The following is a 19,111-nucleotide window of genomic DNA, read 5'->3' as shown; positions in this document are numbered from 1 at the left end:
TAGTGTGATTTCAACACATCCATTTGTTTCAGGAAAATACCTGATTGGCGGGCAGTGGCTTCAAGCGGAAAGAACAGCCAATGTCACCAATCCAGCACATACGAGTGAAGTGGTCGGTGAAGTTGCCTTATGTTCAAAAGCGGATGTAGATCAAGCGGTGGGAACGGCTGCTAAAGTCTATGAAAGCTGGTCGCAAAGTGACATAAAGGATCGGGCAAACCGGATGAGGCTCGCAGCTGATGAGATTAAAGCAATCGTAGAAGAGAATGTCAGTTTGTTAGTTCGCGAGAATGGCAAGGTCCTAGTTGAAGCGAAAAAGGATTTGCTTCGAGTAGTCGATATTATGAAACAAGGGGCAGAAGAATTGCTAGAATGGTGGAAACCTGAAAGTTTGCCTGGAGGTCAAAAGGTGCAAATCCGCAAGCGTCCGCGCGGGGTTGCAGCTATCATCTCTCCCTGGAATTCACCGCTGATTCTTACCTTTAAACGAGTCATTCCCGCTGTGTTGACAGGAAATACGGTGGTCGTTAAGCCAGCAACCAGCTGTCCATTAACGATCATGACGTTCTTGAAAGTGGTAGCTTCCTATTTTCCAGATGGGGTTATCAATGTTGTCACCGGTTCTGGCGGTGTGATTGGTGATGCGCTTTGTTCTGATCCGCGCGTCCGTACGATTGCGTTCGTCGGCAGTACGGAAACAGGCAAAGAAATTATGCGTGCTGCTGCTGGGACAGTAAAGAAACTGTATATGGAGCTGGGCGGGAATGATGCAGCAATTCTTCTTGCTGATGCTAAGTTGGATGACGAAGCAATCAAACGTCTCCGTTTCGGGGTTCTTCGCGCGGCAGGGCAAGTGTGCTCCGCCATCAAAAGGATCTATGTTCACGAATCCAGATATGAGGAAGTCATTGAAAAATTAACGAAGGAATTTAGCCGTATTCGGGTTGGGAATGGGATTCAACCGGATGCTGAAATGGGTCCATTAAATAACAAATCCCAATATGACTATGTAAATGGCCTGATCAATCGAGCAAGTGAATCAGGAGCAAATGTCATTACTGGAGGAATTCAGTTAGATCCGGAATCGTGGGAACAAGGTTATTTTATTATGCCGACGATCATTACTGGTGTGGACCAACAGAGTGAAATCGTTCGTGCCGAACAATTTGGCCCGGTTATTCCGATCTTACCGTTTTCAGATGTAGATGAAGTAGTGCGGCTCGCTAATGACAGTGAATTCGGGTTAAGAGCGTCTGTTTGGACGGAGGATGAATTGCTCGCCGTGAAATTAGCTGATCGATTAGAAGCAGGCGCCGTCTTTTATAATAATCATACGGTTTTCCAGGATCTCCATCTTGATTTTCCTGGCCAAAAAGAAAGCGGCTTGTCCCGTGAAACGAGACATTGCGGACTCGAATATTTTGCTGATTCATACGGTTTTGCCAACTAAGAAGGAGGGCATCAGATGAGAATAGGATTAATTGGCGGAGGAAATATTGGAAAGTTCCTCCTTCAAAGCATCAATATTGAGGGTCTTCTTTCAGGTGGTAAAATTGTAGGTATTTATACACGGAATCAGCAAGCAGCCGGGGAGCTTGCTACTGAGTTTGCAGTAGAGAACTATTCGGATATTCAATCACTTATCCAGTCTAATATTGACCTTGTTGTTGAAGCGGCGACCATTCAAGTAGTGAAAGATTATGCGACGGCGATCTTAGCAAGCGGTAAAGATTTAGTGTTAAGCAGTATTGGCGCCTTAGCCGATGTGGATTTTTTTCAAAATCTAGAAAGAATATGTCAAGAAAGCAGTACAAAAATTTATTTACCATCAGGTGCCATTGGTGGATTAGATGTTCTAAAAGCGGCGAAATCGATCGGCGAACTAGAATCTGTTTCGATTACAACTAGGAAACCGCCACAAGCATTGCCTGGTGCTCCTGCCGATCAAGAAAAAGTGATGTTCGAGGGCTCTGCGGCTGAAGCGATTGAATTGTTCCCGAAAAATATTAATGTATCGATCATCTTGTCTTTGGCGGGCCTCGGACCAGAGCAAACAGGTGTGAAAATTATTTCCGATCCAGCGGTGAGGAAAAATAGTCATTCGATTGAGGCAACAGGGTCTTTCGGAACATTATTACTAAAAGTGGAAAATGATCCGATGCCTAATAATCCCAAAACAAGTTATTTGGCTGCATTAAGTGTGCTGTCCGCATTGAAAAATAAAGATGCGGTCATTAAAATGGGATAAGTGTTAAAATTATATATGGAAGAAAACAGGGGAAACCCGAAGATTTTTGATCTCATTCTCTGGAAAAAGTATAAGAAAAATAGTGTTAGGGGGAATAGTTGATGGTTAAAACAAACATAAATCTAGAAGACATGTCGCAAAATGATGTTGTTGAATACTTAAGTGAATCCGTTCAGCCAGAAATAGGCGCGATTCCTGCCTCTCTATTAGGAGATCCAAAAATCTATGATCTTGAACATAAAAAGGTGTTTTTAAAGACATGGATATTTGTTGGTCATGAATCAGAAATTCCCAATAAAAATGATTTCATGGTTATTCCGTCATTATTACACGAGGCGCTGATGGTGAAATTCGCTGTCTCTATAATATGTGTACCCACCGCGGCATGAAGCTTTGCCGAGCGGATGCAGGAAATAAATCTTTATTTACTTGCCCGTATCATGGGTTTAATTTTAAAAACAATGGGGATTGTGTTGGGGTACCTCTGCAAAAAGATATTTATGGTGAGGAATTTGATAAATCTGGTTTAGGGCTTCATCATGTTAGAATCGAAACCTACAAGGGTCTTATGTTCGGGACGTGGAATGACGAGGCTGAACCATTAGAAGATTTCTTAGGCGATTTTAAATGGTATCTCGATATTTTGGCAGGCCGGGCGGAAATGGAAGTATTGGGGCCGCCGCAACGATTTATTATTCATTCGAACTGGAAAATTGGCGCGGATAACTTTGTGGGTGATTCGTATCATACCATGGTTACGCATGGCTCGATTGTCAAATTGGGAATGGTCCCAAGTGCTACCTATTCCAAAAAGGGTTATCAAATTCATACTGACAAGGGGCATGGCTTAAATCTAGGCACGCCTAATCCTGATTTTGCCTTTCCAGAGGAACTTAAAGAAGAATATAAGTCTAATTTAACAGCAGAGCAGTATGACGTGTTGTCTAATCTAAAAAATATGATTGGCAATATTTTTCCCAATCTATCTTTCTTAATTTCTCATACGAAGGTAAAAGGCCAGTTGATTTCGAATACTTCGGTTCGTCTATGGCGGCCGGTTGGTGTCGATAAAATGGAAGTGATCACTTGGTTTTTAGTGGAGAAAAATGCTTCAGCCGATTGGAAAAGACGTTCTCGTGAGTCGTTTGTTTTAACCTTCAGCCCGTCAGGAATCTTTGAACAAGATGACACAGAGGTATTTACCGATATTACTGCTGCAGCCTCCGGGACGATGCCATTAGTGAAGCAGCTGACCTTTAATTATACGATGGGCTTACATCGAAAGCCTGTGGAAGATTTTATTGGACCGGGTGTCGTTTTTGATGATAAATTCACCGAGGCCAATCAAAGGAACTTTTATCGTTATTGGCTCGATCTCATGACTTCTTAAGGTTTTATTTTTTGAAGAGAGAAAGCGCCTACAAAAAAAGATTGGAGGAGTCATGATGAGTTTAGAGAAGATGCTTGCAACCTTTGAAATGGAGCAATGGTTATACAGGGAAGCGAAGTTTCTCGATGATATTGATTTTGATGGCTGGTTTAGTTTGCTGCACCCAGACATTTCTTATCAAATGCCGGTAAGGGTTAATAAGGAAGGGATTGAACGTCCCGATTATTCCTTCGATATGTTTGCTTTTGATGATGACATTGAATTATTGAAAATTCGCGTGGACCGTTTAAAAACAGATTATGCCTGGGCGGAAATCCCGCCGTCTCGTACACGAAGGTCAGTCAATAATGTTCGCCTTCTTAAGTATGTTCCCAATGAAACAGCGGTTGTTAACAGCTATTTGACGATTTATCGCAGCCGAAGTACCGATATTCATCACGATTTAATTTCAGGTGAACGTCAGGATGAATTCACGTATGTTGACGGGGAATGGAAGCTTTCTAAGCGCGTATTCATTGTAGATCAAACGACTTTAAATACTAGAAATCTGGCTATATTTGTATAGAAGCCAAAGTAGAAAGGAGCACCTTGATGGCTCAGCTAAGTGGGAAATCAATTTATTTGACCGGAGGTGCCTCCGGAATTGGAAGGGCTGTCACCGAGGCATTTGTAAAAGAGGGTGCCGTTGTGACCATCCTTGATCGGTCTGCAGCAGGATTAAATGAGCTCAAACAGCAATATGGTGAACAGGTTCAATGCATTGAAGGCGACGTTTCGATCTATGATGATCATGTACGAGCAGTGCAAAGGGCTGTGGAAACATTTGGAAAGTTAGATGTCTTTGTGGCCAATGCAGGTGTATTCGATGGATTTGCCAAATTTGAAACCGTCACACCGGAAGCCATGTCTGATGCCTATGACCTCCTGTTCAATATTAATGTAAAAGGATATTTTAATGGGGCAAAAGCGGTCACTGCGGAACTTAAAAAAACAGCAGGGAATATGATTTTCACTGTCTCAAGTGCCGGGTTCTATCCGGATGGCGGCGGGGTTTGGTATACAGCAAGCAAGCATGCTCAAATTGGACTAATGCGCCAACTGGCGTTTGAATTAGCACCAGAAATCCGGGTGAACGCGGTGGCGCCTGGTGGAACGTTAACAGCATTACATGTTATTCCACCACTGCAGTCTTTTGTAAAAATGGTCGATAATGAGACGAAAGAGAAAAGCATAAAAAAACGGAACCCGTTACAAATTGCGATGAAGTCTGAAGATCATGTGGGGGCCTATCTACTTCTTGCTTCGGAACAGGCACGTGCTATTACGGGTGAAGTGATTTCAAGCGATGGAGGATTAGCTGTTCGCGGGCTTGGTTGATTTGTATCCGAATTACTAATTGAGGTGAATTTAATTGATCGAATCATTGACGGAAAAAAAGCCGTTAGCTGGAAATAACGTCATTAATCAAATTGCATTTGTTGTTCGTGATATTGAGCAGGCATCGGAAGCATTTTCGAAACTTCTTGGCATCCCGAGACCCAATTGGTTCTTAACAGGAGAACGTGAAGTTTCTAAAGTAGTCTTTCGCGGTCAGCCAAGTGCTTCTCGGAGTAAACTAGTATTTATGAACACGCCGACTGTGCAAATCGAATTGATTGAACCCAACCAAGAACCTGGGACGATGCGTGAATTTTTGGATACTGTTGGGGAAGGAATTCATCATATCGCCTTTGATGTCGATGCTATTCAAGAGAAACTTCCTATTTTTGAGGAGAACGGTTACCCATTGCTTCAGAGCGGGGAATTTACGTCTAGTGATGGAAGATATGTTTATGTGGATACGTTAAAAAGTCATAAGACACTATTGGAACTCCTAGAAAGTGCTGTTCCGAGAGATACGGCCCCTACCACAGATATCTTCACCCCTTTATTAGGAACCAATAAAGTCGAGCAGTTGGCAATTGTCGTAAATGATCTGGATGCCGCTGCCGAAGCGTATTGCAAGTTACTGGGCGTGGAAAAACCTCCAGTGATTCAATCAGGTCCGAGTGAACTTACTCAGGTTATTTTTGAAGGAAAGCCAACTGAAGCTGACTCGAAATATATGTTTATTAATACCCCTTTACTTCAACTTGAATTAATTGAGCCGGGTGATTCACCAAGCACTTGGAAAAAGCACCTCGAAACACAAGGAGAAGGTGTTCATCATATTTCCTTTGTGGTTAATGATATCGAGGAAAAAGTGAAATTGCTGGAGGACCTGGGCTATCCCGTCATCCAAAGAGGTAATTTCTGGAACGGTAAAGGCCGATACGCTTACATGGATACTTCATCTACATACAAAGTAATCATCGAATTACTTGAAAGATTTTGATAAGACAAAATGGTGAGCCCTTGGACTCTCCGTTTTGTCTTATTTATTTGCCCTGTATTTCATTGTGAAAAATTGTACAATAGGAGTTGGGAAAATACTTGGGTTTCGAAAAACATTAAATTTAGGGGTCATAAAATGGATAGAAAAGAACGGACATTAATTAATTATTACTATGAAAAATTATTGGATAATCGCTTGGATGAGAAGGATGTATACGCCTTTTTAATCCTTATTAGCAATAACAGCAATGGCAATAGCTGTCTTCAGGAGCTGGCGGGCTTTGTTGTGAGCCGAGCTACGAAGCCTGGGGTTGTCACGGAGTATCTTTGCGAGACAAGAAATAAGTTTGCTAATCTCGCAAAAATGAATACGGCTCTTAAGATAGAAGAGGTATTTTCATTCAAGGAAATAAAAAATGGCATCAATCAAGTGCTGGTTGATTGCCAATTAAAGGGCTTATCCAATGAACAAGTTAACGATATTATTGTGTGTGTTATCTCGATACTACAGCATGTGAAAATCACTGAAAACGGAAGAGAGATCGGTAGGCTGTTTTTTGCCATCGCTAGTAAACAGGTCATGTTAATGGCTGAAGTGGAAATTGTGCAGAACGGTGGAGGTAAGAAAACAAATGTAGTTTTCCCAGTTCTCACCGCGAAAAACAATTATGCAACGATCAAGAAACAAGATAAATATGATGCCCCATACTTTTTTGAGGAAAAAGTCATTGAAATTACCAATCAGGACGGAAAGTTAGAGATTAACTTTGTAGGGGCAATAGGGTCTGCCCCCCAGTCGACTAAAGGTTAAAACGGTAAATGATCATGTAAAATAAGGAAGTAATGAATGGGTAAGAATATAAAAGTGAAAGGGGAATGAGTATGGAATTAACAATTAACTGGAAAGAAAAAATGGCGTTTGAGGGGGTTACTCCTTCTGGACATGAATTTACGATGGATGCCGCTCCAGAAGTCGGAGGAGAGAATTCGGGCCCAAGACCGACGGAACTGCTGCTACAGGCGGTGGCAGGTTGTACAGGGATCGATATTATTTCGATCCTGAATAAAATGCGCTTAGAGCTATCCGCTTTTCATATGGATGTTAAAGGCGAACGTGCCGAAGATCATCCTAAGCGCTTTACAACGATTAACATTCATTATGCATTAGAAGGAGAATTGCCTGAAGATAAGGTGATTCGGGCGATTCAATTGTCGAAGGACAAATACTGTTCCGTTTCCCATTCCTTGAACTCAGAAATAACAGTCAGCTACTCTATTAATGGGGTAAAGGGTGAAAAAACAATATAACATTGAAAGAAGTAACAACCAACTGGTGTTACTTCTTATTTATATGCTTTGTAGAAAAATCTATTGAGTTTTGGGGAAATGTAGGGAGATTCTACGTGCCCGAAGCCAAGGAATAACAGAGAGTGGGGTAACGTAGAGAGGTTCTACGTGCCCGAAGCCAAGGAATAACAGAGAGTGGGGTCACGTAGAAAGGTTCTACGTGACCGAAGCCAAGGAATAACAGAGAGTGGGGTAACGTAGGGAGGTTCTACGTGACCCAAACCAAGGAATAACAGAGAGTGGGGTAACGTAGAGAGGTTCTACGTGCCCGAAGCCAAGGAATATCAAAGAGTACAGTAACGTAGAGAGGTTCTACGTGCCCGAAACCAAGGAAAATCAAAGAGTACAGTAACGTAGAGAGGTCCTACGTGACCGAAGCCAAGGAAAATCAAAGAGTACAGTCACGTAGAAAGGTCCTACGTGCCCGAAACCAAGGAAAATCAAAGAGTACAGTCACGTAGAAAGGTCCTACGTGCCCGAAGCCAAGGAAAATCAAAGAGTACAGTAACGTAGAGAGGTTCTACGTGCCCGAAGCCAAGGAAAATCAAAGAGTACAGTAACGTAGAGAGGTCCTACGTGCCCGAAGCCAAGGAAAATCAAAGAGTACAGTAACGTAGGGAGATTCTACGTGCCCGAAACCAAGGAATATCAGAGATTACAGTCACGTAACACAAATGGCCTTTCGCCGACTAAATCGTCCTCTTATTACCATCCATAACCTACATCAATTATTCTCTGTCATTAACATATATCGTAATATCGCGGCGAGCCCCGCACCATGCTTGAATTCGCCGTTAATAATTAAGGTCATTACTTCTTCCATGGTTAGCTTATGTAACTCAATTTGTTCACTGTTTTCCAATCGTTGCTCTGTAGCGATGAGGCCTGTTGCTGCAAATAAATAGATTTCCTCGCTTGTTGAACCAGGAGAAGGATAAAAGCTTCCTAAATCCAGCCAATATTCCGCTTTATTTCCTGTTTCCTCCTCAAGTTCTCTTTTCGCGGTTTCTAGTGGAGCATCACTTTCTTTATCAATCATCCCGGCAGGCAGTTCCCATTGCCAACTCTTTATCGCATGTCGATATTGTTTTATACAGATAATCTCTTTATCCGCCGTGATTGGCAGGATACATACGCCCTTTGCAAAATCTAAATAGGAGAAGTTCTTTTCCTCTCCATTTGGGACAATGACCTTTTCTATGATCACCCCAAAGCGATCTACCTGTTCTTTAATGGAACTACTTATCTTCCAAACCATCCGCATTCACCTCTACATTTCATTATCTTTAAACTATTTTACATGGATTGTGGCTGATTGACTAATTATACCTGACGGGGATATTTATCCCATAATTTGCAAACGATAAACGAAGACATACATCTTTAAAGGAGAAGAACATACTATTGAATCAAATACCTCCGTTTCGAAGACAAAGGTCGTATTTATCCCAATTTTCAACAGGACAGCTGCATTTAAAAAACCCATGGATTTCAGCCTTTTGTTCCTTTTCCTATCCAGGGTTTGGGCATATCATGCAGCATCGTTACGCGGCTGGGTATATTCTCATTCTCTGGGAGACATTTATTAATGATCGGGCAAAAGTAAACCTCGGAATTTTATATACCTTATTGGGTGAATTTGAAAAAGCAAAAGACGTATTGGATAATCGGTGGCTGATTCTCTATCTGGCTATTTATATGTTTGGAATTTGGGATAGTTATCGGACAACCGTTGATTTAAACAAGCAGTATATATTAGCTGACCGAGAGGACGCTCAGGTCTTGATCATGCAAATGGGAACATTTGATGTCAATTACTTGGATAAACGAAAACCGTCAATAGCTCTCATCTGGTCAGCCTTATTTCCTGGTTTAGGTCATCTGTATCTCCACCATGTGATTACAGGATTCTTTATATTTGTTTATGCGGTAGCCATATGTTATTTGGGACATATACCTAAAGCGATTAACTACTCAATGGTGGGAGAGTTTACAAAGGCTATAAATGAACTAAATATGCAATGGACCCTTTATTTCCCCTCTATTTATTTTTTCATCATTTACGATTCTTATGTTTTAACGATTGAACACAACAAACTGTTTGAAAAAGAAATGTCCAAATATTTGCGAAAAAAATATCAAAGTAAAGATTTCCTTTACCCTTTGTAGAAAGTGAGTGTTTGTCCATTGTTTGTCATTGTCACTTTCGAGAATAGCATTTTTATTGAGTTAGCTATCACAGCCTTGGAACAAAACGGAATTTCAAATGATAAGATATTAGCGGCCCCGCTCGATAAAAGGTCTGAACCGCGAAAATTATTTGATACGATTCATCGGGCTGACGGTATGAGTCTTTTTGATGCTGCCGCCATGTTAGGAACCTGTTTCATGCTACTTGGGGCCATTTACGGCTATGTATTAAAATGGGGTCCGATTATATGGGGAATTATTGGAGCAGTGAGCGGTTTACTACTAGGATTTTTGATTAAATTGTTACTTGTGAAAAAAAGTAAAGGCGGAGCAAAAAACATTAGATCAGAAATAGTCCTCATGATTCGTTGTGAAGAACAGCAGTGGGAAACCATAGAAAAGATCATCTGGGAAAATAACGCACTCGGGATGACAAGGATAAAGGGGGCATAATACCGGGTGCCTGACCCCCGCTCTGTTATAAGTTTAAAGCGTTAAAGTGAGTAAAGAAGACGAGATGAAAAATCTCGCCTTTTGTTGGTGTCAGGCACCAAGTGTTTCGTTCACTTGCGCCCCGAGCTTTTGGATTTGCACGATAATGGTTGTGATTTCTTGTACGGGTTGAAGTAGTTTGCTGTTATCGAGGGTTGATGGGTTAAGTTTGCCATCGTTGAGATCCTTTAAGTAGAGGTCAATTTGTTGAGTTAAGAGGTTATTTTGTTCAATAATTTCCTGATGGAATCCCTTTACCGTTTCCGGGACATCAAGAGTATTAAAGGATTGTATCTCATTTTTCATCTGTTGGAGTTGTGCCGTGAGTTCATCTGCTTGTGCTTGGTTATCTACAACCTGTTTGATAAGTGGAGGAGTTTCAGCGGCAAAATTGTCTAGGGTTGCTGCGTAGCTTGTGGCTTCCTTTACATAATCAAGCGTGTCAGATGCCGTGTTTAAATAAGAACACCCACTCAGGAGCAGCAATAGACTGGCAGAAAAAACAGTCAACCACCTTTTCATCTAAAAACCTCCGTTTCACCATAAGTATTATTGAAGAAACAGTTTTTTTACGCTCTTCTTATTTATGTATTCAGATACAAAAATAATATTCATTCTAGTGCTTGTAGAACAGGATGCTATTTCTGAAATTCATCATCCATTGACTTTATGTATCTTTGTGTCCAAAAAATGAACTTTTTTCCATGGCAGAATGCAGTATTCGGCATATTCCGAGTGTCACTATAAAATTAAATGTCATAAACATTATGAAGATAGTAAAAAGTGTCGATATTTGATGATGAAAACTATTTTATTGTATTCGCTTACAATTGGTACACTTAGTACAAGTTCAAAATAAGGAGTTTCTGATGATGACTAACGACGATCTATTTACCAAAATCGAACATCTAAGAAAAACAATGATTTCAGTGGGGCTATCCAAAGGTTTTACCTCAAGTGAAACGGTAAGACTAAGTGAAAGGCTTGATAAATTAATCAACTTACAAATGGGTTTACTAGAGAAAATATCTGCTTAATTACTTATTATATTTATCCAATATATTCATAATAATTAAGTTTGAAAGAAAAGGCACTAGATACCATGCAGTATATCATGATAACTCTCTCATAGAGAAAAAGCGTAAAAGTCCTTTGAGGAGGCCTTCTACGCTTTATTTTTAGGCTCAAAAGGAACTGACCTAGTGTCAGTTCCACCTCATTAAATCAGTTTCTTACTCAACTACTAATAGGGATACCCTCCATATGGATATCTGGTTGGATATGGTACAGGTGCCGGGTATGGGGCAGGATAAGGGACTGGGTATGGATAACCTCCGCCAGAGGACGATGCACCGACCGTTAGGCCGCCTAACAATCCTCCGACAAATGGAGCGCCATAGCCACCATAACCATGGTAGCCTCCGTGATACCCTCCATGGTAGCCTCCGTGATAGCCCCCATGGTGTCCATCATGATGCCCAAAGTCGTGATAGCCTCCATGATGTCCATCATGATGCCCAAAGTCGTGATAGCCCCCATGGTGTCCATCGTGATGCCCGCCGTCGTACCCTCCATGGTGACCACCGAAATGTCCTCCCATCATACAAATACATCTCCTTTTTTGTCGATAACAAATCGTCCTTTTGGTTACCCTTGAAAATGGTTACCTTTTGTACTGTATGCATGATAACGTCCAATGAATGGGCGGATGAACACATTTATGAAATCCGCCACTTGATTTGACATGCATCTTCCTCCAGGTTTCTTGCTATAATGGCAGGTATAGAGAGTAAAAATAAGGAAGTGGCTCCTAAACTTATGAAAATTAAAGTCATAATTGCGGATGATAACTCATTTATTCGAGAAGGTCTGAAAATCATTCTATCTACCTACGGGGAATTTGAAGTGCTGGACACCGTCAGTGATGGAAAAGAGGCAGTCGATTACTGTCAAAAGCATGAAGTCGACATTGCCCTGCTCGATGTTCGCATGCCTAATATGAACGGGGTGGAAGCCACGAAGGTGATTACCGAAACAACGAACACCAAGCCAATCATATTAACGACATTTGATGATGATGAATACATCCTCGATGCCATTAAAAATGGGGCCAAGGGCTATCTATTAAAAAACAATGACCCCGAACAAATCCGTGATGCGTTGAAGAGTGTGTTCCACGGAAACAGCATCATTCAGGATGTTATTTTAGAAAAAATAAAGTCGAATCTAAAAGCGGTAAACAAAGAAACAGAAACAAAAATCGATCTCACAGGATTTACCGAGCGGGAACGTGAAATCATGTCCTTGATTGCGAAGGGGTATTCCAATAAAGCGATCTCCAAGGAATTATTTATCTCTGAGGGGACAGTAGCCAATTACATCACGTCTATTTTAGGCAAGACCGAACTTGAGCACCGCACACAAATCGCGATTTACTTTCTGACGGGGAAAGTAGACTAAAATGGAGTTTTGGATCATTTTTACGAAGCTGCTTTTGTTAGTGTATATTGCTTACCTTGCAGTACAAACCAATATCAGCCATATCTCCTGGATTGTCCTCGCCTTTCTCGTGTATTTTTGTGCAAATATTACGCTTTATATAATAAAAAATAACACCATCAAAAGGATACTGCATATGGTGTCCATCGCTATTACAACAGGAGCCTATCTCTTCGTGGATCCCTTGTTTAGTTTGCTCCTGCCTTTATCGATTGTGGAATTGGCCGGTGTTTTTTTTGATAAAAAAATAACGCTACTGATTCTTTCCTTGCTTCCTATCTTGTATATGAATGAATCGTTGAAGCCCCTATACGGTTTAGTGGCGTGTCTTTCTTTTATGATATTTTCGCTCACGACTATCTATAGCGATAGACTGGTAAAAAATGAAGCGCAAATCGATACGATGCGAAAAAAACTCCAGAAGTTAACGAAAAATATCAATGAAAATACCGAATACATACGGCAGTCCGAATACACCTTTAAATTAGAGGAACGCAACCGAATTTCACAGGAGATTCATGATAAAATTGGCCACTCGATGACCGGTGCGCTTTTTCAGATGGAAGCGTCCAAACGATTAATGGAGACCGATCCTCAAAAAGCAACCGAGCTCCTCCAAAATGCGATCAACATTTCGAAAGAGGGGATCGAAAACATCCGCCTGACCCTAAAAAATATGAAGCCTCCCACCGAGCAAGTGGGGATTCACCGCTTGAAGCTACTAATCGATGATTTTAACGCCAAACAACAGATAAAAACCGTCCTCACCCATGAAGGCAATTTAGATATTATCGCGCCGATTCAATGGAAAATCATCCATGAAAATGTCACAGAAGCGCTGACGAACGCGATGAAATATTCACATGCAACACATGTTTCCGTCGATCTAAAGGTTTTAAACAAATTAGTCAGAGTTGAAGTGAAGGATAATGGTGCGGGAACAGCTATGATTAAAAAAGGCCTAGGTATCATCGGAATGGAGGAGCGGACGGCATCTGTCCATGGAAAAATGATTGTCGACAGCAGCGATGGTTTTTCCGTCACTACGCTCCTGCCGCTGGGGTGATGAGAATCTCACGCTCACAATATGAATAATCTCATGTGAAAAGAATGAACGATTGCACTTATGCGCGTTCATTCTTTTTCTATATACTGGAAACAGACAAACGATTTAGGGGTGAGAGGATGAACGTTTTAGAGATTAACAACTTAACGAAAAAATTCGCTGACTTTATCGCAGTTGATAATATGAGTTTATCTGTTGCGGAGGGAGAAATATTTGGTTTTCTGGGCGCCAATGGAGCTGGAAAAAGTACGACGATCAACATGATTGCCGGCCTGCTGCGCAGCAATGATGGAACGATTAGCATACTCGGAAAAAATAGTGCTAAATACAGCCGATTTGCGAAAATGAATATTGGCATGGTGCCGCAGGATTTGGCTATCTATGAGGATATGACGGCCTATGAAAATGTAAAATTCTTTGCTGGACTTTACGGTCTGCGTGGTGCCGAATTAAATGAACGAGTCGAGGAGGCCCTTGATTTCGTCGGCCTACAGGATAAACATAAAAGCTATCCAAAAAGTTTTTCAGGTGGGATGAAGCGCCGCCTAAATATTGCTTGTGCAATAGCCCACCGGCCAAAGCTCATCATTATGGATGAACCAACGGTCGGGATTGACCCACAGTCCCGGAACTATATCCTTACATCAGTAAAACGGCTGAATGAAATGGGCTGCACGATTATTTACACGAGCCACTATATGGAGGAAGTCGAAGAGATCTGTTCCCGGATTGCAATCATTGATCATGGAAAAATCATTGCTGAAGGAACGCAGGAGCAGCTGAAGTCGATCATTACCAATACAAAGGATGTCTGGGTTGAGGTTAAATCAACGGAAAAGGTGAACCTGGAATCGATTAAAGAAATAAACGGGGTCGAAGCTGTTTCAGTCGATGAAAACTTGATTAAAATCAACTCAGATACGGGCGTCAATAACTTAAACAAAATCATCGAGCATTTTATGAACAGCCAGATCGAAATCCGCTCCTTACAAGAAAAAGCACCGAACCTGGAAACAGTATTTTTAACATTAACGGGTAGAAATCTACGTGACCAATAAGGGGGGACTCACTTTGAACATACTCAATATCGCGTGGAAGGGTATTAAAACAGACTTCCGGGACATCCGAACCTTGTTTTTTATGTTAGCTTTCCCAATTGTGTTAATGCTCGTCCTTGGAACAGCACTAACGAACACGTTTACGACCAGTCTGCGCGTCGATGATATCGATGTCTTATATAAAGATACAACGAAGGGTGAGTACTTTCCTCACTTTATCACTGAGGCCGAAAAATCAGGGCTTCATTTTAAAAAAGCAACTGAACATAGCGATGGCGAAAAAGAAGTGAAGCAAGGTAACTATGATGGTTATATAGAAGTAACCGATAAAGGGATTCAGCTCTATGTCAATAATGGGACCAGTATTGAAGGAAATATTCTGCAAGGGATGCTCGCCTCCTTTGTCGATCAATACAATATTACTTCTGAAGTCATGAAGGTGGCTCCGGAAAAGCTGGAAAGTGCCTTCACGCGTGAAAAGCCGGCGGATTTCATTAAGGAAACTTCGCTGCTTCCCGATAAACAGCCGGGATCGATGGATTACTATGCAATTGTCATCACAACGATGATTGTTCTTTACGGTGCGATGTCGTCAAGCTCGTTAATCGTAAGCGAAAGAGTTCGCAAGACAGCGGACCGCCTGATTGCTTCTCCAGTACGAAAAAGTGAAATTTTCATCGGGAAAGTACTCGGGAGTCTCGTTAGTAATAGCATCTGTATCCTGCTCGTCATCCTGTTTAGCAAGCTTATTTTCAAAGCCAACTGGGGCGAACATCTTGGATTGGTATTCCTTGTTCTGCTAACAGAAGTCGTGTTTGCGGTCAGCATGGGGATTGGCGTCAGCTTCCTGTCAAAAACAAGTGCAGGTCCGAGAGTGATCATCATGCTGTTTGTGCAGTTATCGTCCTTTTTTGGCGGAGCTTATTTTAAAATTGACAACCCAGAAGGCATTTTCAAGCTGATTACTGAGCTTTCGCCGCTAACCTGGATGAATACAGCGCTGACAAAGATTATTTATGCGAATGACTTTGCGGCAGCTATTCCAGCGCTAACGATCAATCTTGGCGGGGCGCTCTTATTTTTACTCGTGGCGATCATATCTTTGCAAAGACGGGAGGGGCTATAATGAAGGATATCCTCTGGTTAATTCAGAACACGTTACGTGTGACGTTTCGAAAAAAGAAAAACATTATTATGTATCTATGTATGCCGTTAATCGGGATTTTTATCTCCCTGCTCGTCTATGGCGGCGATCAAAAAACAATCCTTCATGTTGGAATTGTTAATCAGGACCCTAGCGAGATTACTACGGATACAATCCAATTTTTAAAAAGATTAGAGAATGTGGAAATTTCCAAGATTACCACGGCCGATGTTCAAGATCAAATCTCGTCTGGCGATCTAGATAGTGTAATTACCTTTGAAAAAGGATATTCTGACAGTGTCTTGGCTGGGGAGCCTGACCATATCCAACTGACCTCGATCAAGGGTGCAGCAATTACCGCATACGTGAAATCTTATTTACATCAGTATATCGATAATATTGCGACGATCAGTTATGTTGCGGGCGGTAATCAACAGACTTTTGAGCAGATGTATCAGGATTACCAGCAAACAGATTATAAGCTGACCACAAATGCTTTAGAAGATTCTTCAAAAAACAAGTTTATGACCAACCAAACGATTGGCTTCCTGATTATGATCATGCTGATGTCGGCCTGCAATATGTCCGAGATCATCCTTTTGGAAAAAGAAAACCGCACCTATTTTCGGTTATTATCAACACCGATTAATGCCAGGAAGTATATCTTCTCCAATGTCATGGTCAACATGATTGTAATGACGATACAGGTGCTTATCACGTTAACGATTATGAAAAGTATCTTTGATATTGGCATCAATATGTCCTTTTGGTCAGCGGCGTTCGTCATGATGCTATTTTCATTGATTTCCGTAGGGATCTCATTAATGATTGTTTCTTTTTCAAACAGCCGCAGTGCCGCGGGCGCCTTGCAAAATTTAATTATCACTCCGACCGTCATGCTTTCCGGCTGCTTCTGGCCGGTGGAAGTGATGCCGAAATCGTTACAGAAAATTGCTAATTTCCTGCCGCAGCGCTGGACATTGGATACGTTAACGAAGCTTCAGGAAGGAAATGAATTTAGCGGGTTGTATTTAAATTTCATGATTCTATTCGCCTTTGCCGCTGCGTTTTTCTTGATTGCGGTGTATCGATTTAGTAGAAATAATTCTACACAGACTTTTGTGTAGTAGATATGTGGTTCAGACCTCCGCACAGCTAATGTATAAAGCGGAAAAGTGTAAACGTCGGACGAGGGCAAAGCTGCTCTTGTCTTTTTTTGGGGTTGTCGGAATGAGATGCAGGTAAAATAAAAATAGAATAGACTAGTATAGTTGAGTATAGTATAGTTAATCCAACTATTTAGATTGATTTTATGGGAATGGAAATCCATATTATGTTAGAATACTATTTTCAGATGATTGACAAGATTAAAATAGATTGGTAATATCTTAAATATCTTAATTTAATGATGAAACTTATCGAGAGCGACTGAGGGACTAGGCCCTATGACGTCCGGCAACCCCCATTACAGGGAAGGTGCCAATTCCTGCAGAATGACGATCATTCTGAAAGATAAGTCGAAATATCCACTTGTATTTCGATGTCCCTTTCAGTTGAGAGGGGCATTTTTTTATATCCAAAATATTGCATTTTAAAAAAGAGGTAATCGTATGATTGAGATTCAGAATCTTTCGAAAGTTTACAATACGAAAAATGGCACGGTAAAAGGTGTGGATGATGTTTCGTTAACCGTTCAAAGAGGCGGAATTTATGGAATTGTCGGCTATTCAGGTGCAGGAAAAAGTTCGCTCTTGCGCTGTATTAATCTGTTGGAGCGACCAACATCAGGGAGTATTACTGTTGATGGTATTGACCTTACTTCACTAAAGGGGGAGAATCTACGCTTATCACGATTAAAAATAGGGATGATTTTTCAACACTTTTATTTAATCAGTCAAAAAACGGTGTTTGAGAATATCGTGTTTTCGTTGAAAGCGGCCAACTATCCAAAGAACCAAATCAAAGAACGGGTGGAAGAACTGCTTGCAACGGTCGGTCTTGGGGATAAAAGGGATGTTTATCCTTCCCAACTGAGCGGTGGACAAAAACAACGGGTAGGGATTGCACGAGCGCTGGCTAATAATCCGAAGGTACTATTATGTGATGAAGCAACATCAGCCCTGGATCCAACCACGACAAAATCGATCTTAAATTTATTGAAAAAAATTAACAAAGAACTCGATATTACGATAGTTTTAATCACGCATGAGATGAATGTTGTCAAGGAAATTTGTAATCGAATGGCGATTATGCAAGAAGGAAAGGTCATTGAAGAGGGAGCGGTATATGATATATTTGCCAACCCTCAGGCAGAACTGACCAAAGAATTTATCGACAGTGTTGTTTCCTTTGACGTTCCGGAGACCATTTTAAATAATTGTGAAGGACCGATTATCAAGGTCATGTTTAAGGGGAAAGTCGCTGGAGAGGGCGTTATTTCCGATATGCTCCAGCAATGTAACGTAAAAGGGAACTTCCTGCATGGATCGATTGAATATATTCAAGAATTGCCACTAGGCATCTTTATTATGGAATTGAAGGGACAAAAGGAAGACGTGAAAGCAGCACTTCAGTATATCGAAGACCGGGCAGCGCAAGTGGAGGTGTTACGTGATGGGCTTTGATTTTCAGCATCTTTTGGAACTAATTCCTGATATTAATACAGCATTTTTACAAACGATTTATATGATCCTCATCTCATTGGTAATCGCGATAGTCATTGGCTTGCCAGTAGGGATTCTATTATACGTGACCGACAAAGGCTTGTTTTTGCAAAATCGCGTCATCCAACTTTGCATGGGCTTTGTTGTTAATTTAGTCCGCTCCATTCCTTTTATTATTTTATTGGTGGCGTTAATTCCCTTAACCAATTTTCTAGTGGGTACAACAATTGGACCAACTGCTGCGAGTGTTTCGCTTTCTGTAGCTTCGATTCCTTTTTTTGCCCGAATTGTCGAGAATGCATTAAGGGAGATTGATAAAGGGGTCATTGAAGCCGCGATAGCTGCCGGCGCTACGCCGTTAATGATTATTAAAGATGTCCTGCTCCTTGAAGCAAGGTCAGGAATTATCTCAGGTATTACCTTAACACTGATTAGTTTAATTGGATTTTCGGCGATGGCAGGGACCGTTGGCGGCGGTGGAATTGGTGATTTGGCCATTCGGTTTGGTTACTATCGATACGACAATACCATTATGATTGCCACTGTGATTATATTAATTGTTTTAGTTCAGTTTGTTCAGTTTCTTGGCGATTTTCTCGCCAAAGTTTTTGATAAAAGATAAAAAGAGAGAGGGAAATAGT

22 protein-coding genes and 1 riboswitch are annotated in these 19,111 nt (G+C 41.2%); of the genes, 19 read left to right on the top strand and 3 right to left on the bottom strand.

Annotation, left to right across the window (positions count from 1 at the left end; all coding sequences use genetic code 11):
• The first annotated feature begins 4 nt into the window (after positions 1 to 4).
• The 9 genes from CCK98_RS28835 to CCK98_RS28800 all read left to right on the top strand — a co-directional run bounded on the left by CCK98_RS28835 (position 5) and on the right by CCK98_RS28800 (position 7,319).
• Positions 5 to 1,450, top strand: a complete 1,446-nt coding sequence (locus tag CCK98_RS28835; protein ID WP_088089739.1) for an aldehyde dehydrogenase — start codon at positions 5 to 7, stop codon at positions 1,448 to 1,450.
• Between the two features lie 15 nt (positions 1,451 to 1,465).
• The gene (nadX, locus tag CCK98_RS28830) at positions 1,466 to 2,248 is read left to right on the top strand and encodes an aspartate dehydrogenase (protein WP_088089738.1); all 783 of its coding nucleotides are present in this window, start codon (positions 1,466 to 1,468) and stop codon (positions 2,246 to 2,248) included.
• Between the two features lie 101 nt (positions 2,249 to 2,349).
• Positions 2,350 to 2,637 (top strand): hypothetical protein, encoded by a 288-nt coding sequence (locus CCK98_RS36585; protein WP_256942481.1) that lies wholly within the window; start codon positions 2,350 to 2,352, stop codon positions 2,635 to 2,637.
• Positions 2,616 to 3,638: an aromatic ring-hydroxylating dioxygenase subunit alpha gene (locus tag CCK98_RS28825; protein WP_256942480.1), complete on the top strand. Its 1,023-nt coding sequence runs from the start codon at positions 2,616 to 2,618 to the stop codon at positions 3,636 to 3,638. Before CCK98_RS36585 ends, CCK98_RS28825 begins: the two co-directional genes overlap by 22 nt.
• Positions 3,639 to 3,690: 52 nt before the next feature.
• Complete coding sequence (locus tag CCK98_RS28820) at positions 3,691 to 4,203, top strand: aromatic-ring-hydroxylating dioxygenase subunit beta (RefSeq protein WP_256942479.1); 513 nt, start codon at positions 3,691 to 3,693, stop codon at positions 4,201 to 4,203.
• 26 nt (positions 4,204 to 4,229) lie between these two features.
• The gene (locus CCK98_RS28815) at positions 4,230 to 5,015 is read left to right on the top strand and encodes an SDR family NAD(P)-dependent oxidoreductase (RefSeq protein WP_088089736.1); all 786 of its coding nucleotides are present in this window, start codon (positions 4,230 to 4,232) and stop codon (positions 5,013 to 5,015) included.
• Between the two features lie 34 nt (positions 5,016 to 5,049).
• On the top strand, positions 5,050 to 6,012 hold the full coding sequence (locus CCK98_RS28810) for a VOC family protein (RefSeq protein WP_088089735.1): 963 nt from the start codon (positions 5,050 to 5,052) through the stop codon (positions 6,010 to 6,012).
• A gap of 135 nt (positions 6,013 to 6,147) precedes the next feature.
• Positions 6,148 to 6,822, top strand: a complete 675-nt coding sequence (locus CCK98_RS28805) for a hypothetical protein (protein WP_088089734.1) — start codon at positions 6,148 to 6,150, stop codon at positions 6,820 to 6,822.
• Between the two features lie 71 nt (positions 6,823 to 6,893).
• A complete protein-coding gene (locus tag CCK98_RS28800) occupies positions 6,894 to 7,319 on the top strand; it encodes an OsmC family protein (protein ID WP_088089733.1) in 426 nt (141 codons plus the stop codon).
• Positions 7,320 to 8,082: 763 nt separating this feature from the next.
• Here CCK98_RS28800 and CCK98_RS28795 read toward each other — a convergent pair.
• Positions 8,083 to 8,616 carry an NUDIX hydrolase gene (locus tag CCK98_RS28795; protein WP_088089732.1) on the bottom strand — a complete coding sequence of 178 codons (534 nt, stop codon included), beginning with the start codon at positions 8,614 to 8,616 and terminating at the stop codon, positions 8,083 to 8,085.
• Positions 8,617 to 8,762: 146 nt separating this feature from the next.
• Between CCK98_RS28795 and CCK98_RS28790 the strand changes: the two genes are divergently transcribed.
• The gene (locus CCK98_RS28790) at positions 8,763 to 9,527 is read left to right on the top strand and encodes a hypothetical protein (RefSeq protein WP_088089731.1); all 765 of its coding nucleotides are present in this window, start codon (positions 8,763 to 8,765) and stop codon (positions 9,525 to 9,527) included.
• 18 nt (positions 9,528 to 9,545) lie between these two features.
• On the top strand, positions 9,546 to 10,001 hold the full coding sequence (locus tag CCK98_RS28785; protein ID WP_088089730.1) for a hypothetical protein: 456 nt from the start codon (positions 9,546 to 9,548) through the stop codon (positions 9,999 to 10,001).
• Positions 10,002 to 10,091: 90 nt separating this feature from the next.
• Here CCK98_RS28785 and CCK98_RS28780 read toward each other — a convergent pair whose 3' ends face one another.
• Positions 10,092 to 10,562, bottom strand: coding sequence for a DUF6376 family protein (locus tag CCK98_RS28780; protein WP_088089729.1), 471 nt, complete (start codon positions 10,560 to 10,562; stop codon positions 10,092 to 10,094).
• 347 nt (positions 10,563 to 10,909) lie between these two features.
• Here CCK98_RS28780 and CCK98_RS28775 point away from each other — a divergent pair, with 347 nt between their 5' ends.
• Positions 10,910 to 11,077, top strand: a complete 168-nt coding sequence (locus CCK98_RS28775) for an aspartyl-phosphate phosphatase Spo0E family protein (RefSeq protein WP_088089728.1) — start codon at positions 10,910 to 10,912, stop codon at positions 11,075 to 11,077.
• A 206-nt stretch (positions 11,078 to 11,283) separates the two neighbouring features.
• Here CCK98_RS28775 and CCK98_RS28770 read toward each other — a convergent pair whose 3' ends face one another.
• On the bottom strand, positions 11,284 to 11,643 hold the full coding sequence (locus CCK98_RS28770) for a hypothetical protein (RefSeq protein WP_256942478.1): 360 nt from the start codon (positions 11,641 to 11,643) through the stop codon (positions 11,284 to 11,286).
• Positions 11,644 to 11,858: 215 nt separating this feature from the next.
• Between CCK98_RS28770 and CCK98_RS28765 the strand changes: the two genes are divergently transcribed.
• The 7 genes from CCK98_RS28765 to CCK98_RS28735 all read left to right on the top strand — a co-directional run bounded on the left by CCK98_RS28765 (position 11,859) and on the right by CCK98_RS28735 (position 19,092).
• Complete coding sequence (locus tag CCK98_RS28765) at positions 11,859 to 12,500, top strand: response regulator transcription factor (protein ID WP_088090575.1); 642 nt, start codon at positions 11,859 to 11,861, stop codon at positions 12,498 to 12,500.
• 1 nt (position 12,501) lies between these two features.
• Positions 12,502 to 13,605 (top strand): sensor histidine kinase, encoded by a 1,104-nt coding sequence (locus CCK98_RS28760; protein WP_088089727.1) that lies wholly within the window; start codon positions 12,502 to 12,504, stop codon positions 13,603 to 13,605.
• 119 nt (positions 13,606 to 13,724) lie between these two features.
• Positions 13,725 to 14,663: an ABC transporter ATP-binding protein gene (locus CCK98_RS28755; protein WP_088089726.1), complete on the top strand. Its 939-nt coding sequence runs from the start codon at positions 13,725 to 13,727 to the stop codon at positions 14,661 to 14,663.
• 13 nt (positions 14,664 to 14,676) lie between these two features.
• A complete protein-coding gene (locus CCK98_RS28750; RefSeq protein WP_088089725.1) occupies positions 14,677 to 15,789 on the top strand; it encodes an ABC transporter permease in 1,113 nt (370 codons plus the stop codon).
• On the top strand, positions 15,789 to 16,934 hold the full coding sequence (locus tag CCK98_RS28745) for an ABC transporter permease (protein ID WP_088089724.1): 1,146 nt from the start codon (positions 15,789 to 15,791) through the stop codon (positions 16,932 to 16,934). Before CCK98_RS28750 ends, CCK98_RS28745 begins: the two co-directional genes overlap by 1 nt.
• Before the next feature lie 285 nt (positions 16,935 to 17,219).
• Positions 17,220 to 17,326, top strand: a riboswitch (SAM riboswitch).
• Positions 17,327 to 17,417: 91 nt separating this feature from the next.
• Entirely contained in the window at positions 17,418 to 18,431 is a 1,014-nt protein-coding gene (locus tag CCK98_RS28740) for a methionine ABC transporter ATP-binding protein (RefSeq protein ID WP_088089723.1), read from the top strand.
• Complete coding sequence (locus CCK98_RS28735; RefSeq protein ID WP_088089722.1) at positions 18,421 to 19,092, top strand: methionine ABC transporter permease; 672 nt, start codon at positions 18,421 to 18,423, stop codon at positions 19,090 to 19,092. The genes CCK98_RS28740 and CCK98_RS28735 overlap by 11 nt, the downstream gene beginning before the upstream one ends.
• The last annotated feature ends 19 nt before the right edge of the window (positions 19,093 to 19,111 follow it).

The sequence above is a fragment of the Bacillus sp. OV166 genome, from assembly GCF_900177675.1.
Classification (GTDB): domain Bacteria; phylum Bacillota; class Bacilli; order Bacillales; family Cytobacillaceae; genus Neobacillus.
Note: the sequence above shows the minus strand (reverse complement) of the source record. Positions and strands in the feature narration are given on the sequence as shown.

Bases quoted from the DNA above. Each gene is read 5' to 3' on its own strand.
- CCK98_RS28775 (WP_088089728.1), top strand. From the start codon at position 10,910: ATGATGACTAACGACGATCTATTTACCAAAATCGAACATCTAAGAAAA.
- CCK98_RS28770 (WP_256942478.1), bottom strand. From the start codon at position 11,643: ATGATGGGAGGACATTTCGGTGGTCACCATGGAGGGTACGACGGCGGG.
- CCK98_RS28795 (WP_088089732.1), bottom strand. From the start codon at position 8,616: ATGGTTTGGAAGATAAGTAGTTCCATTAAAGAACAGGTAGATCGCTTT.
- CCK98_RS28755 (WP_088089726.1), top strand. From the start codon at position 13,725: ATGAACGTTTTAGAGATTAACAACTTAACGAAAAAATTCGCTGACTTT.
- CCK98_RS28760 (WP_088089727.1), top strand. From the start codon at position 12,502: ATGGAGTTTTGGATCATTTTTACGAAGCTGCTTTTGTTAGTGTATATT.
- nadX (WP_088089738.1), top strand. From the start codon at position 1,466: ATGAGAATAGGATTAATTGGCGGAGGAAATATTGGAAAGTTCCTCCTT.
- CCK98_RS28820 (WP_256942479.1), top strand. From the start codon at position 3,691: ATGATGAGTTTAGAGAAGATGCTTGCAACCTTTGAAATGGAGCAATGG.
- CCK98_RS28800 (WP_088089733.1), top strand. From the start codon at position 6,894: ATGGAATTAACAATTAACTGGAAAGAAAAAATGGCGTTTGAGGGGGTT.
- CCK98_RS36585 (WP_256942481.1), top strand. From the start codon at position 2,350: ATGGTTAAAACAAACATAAATCTAGAAGACATGTCGCAAAATGATGTT.
- CCK98_RS28825 (WP_256942480.1), top strand. From the start codon at position 2,616: ATGTGTACCCACCGCGGCATGAAGCTTTGCCGAGCGGATGCAGGAAAT.
- CCK98_RS28745 (WP_088089724.1), top strand. From the start codon at position 15,789: ATGAAGGATATCCTCTGGTTAATTCAGAACACGTTACGTGTGACGTTT.
- CCK98_RS28815 (WP_088089736.1), top strand. From the start codon at position 4,230: ATGGCTCAGCTAAGTGGGAAATCAATTTATTTGACCGGAGGTGCCTCC.
- CCK98_RS28765 (WP_088090575.1), top strand. From the start codon at position 11,859: ATGAAAATTAAAGTCATAATTGCGGATGATAACTCATTTATTCGAGAA.
- CCK98_RS28805 (WP_088089734.1), top strand. From the start codon at position 6,148: ATGGATAGAAAAGAACGGACATTAATTAATTATTACTATGAAAAATTA.
- CCK98_RS28740 (WP_088089723.1), top strand. From the start codon at position 17,418: ATGATTGAGATTCAGAATCTTTCGAAAGTTTACAATACGAAAAATGGC.
- CCK98_RS28735 (WP_088089722.1), top strand. From the start codon at position 18,421: ATGGGCTTTGATTTTCAGCATCTTTTGGAACTAATTCCTGATATTAAT.
- CCK98_RS28780 (WP_088089729.1), bottom strand. From the start codon at position 10,562: ATGAAAAGGTGGTTGACTGTTTTTTCTGCCAGTCTATTGCTGCTCCTG.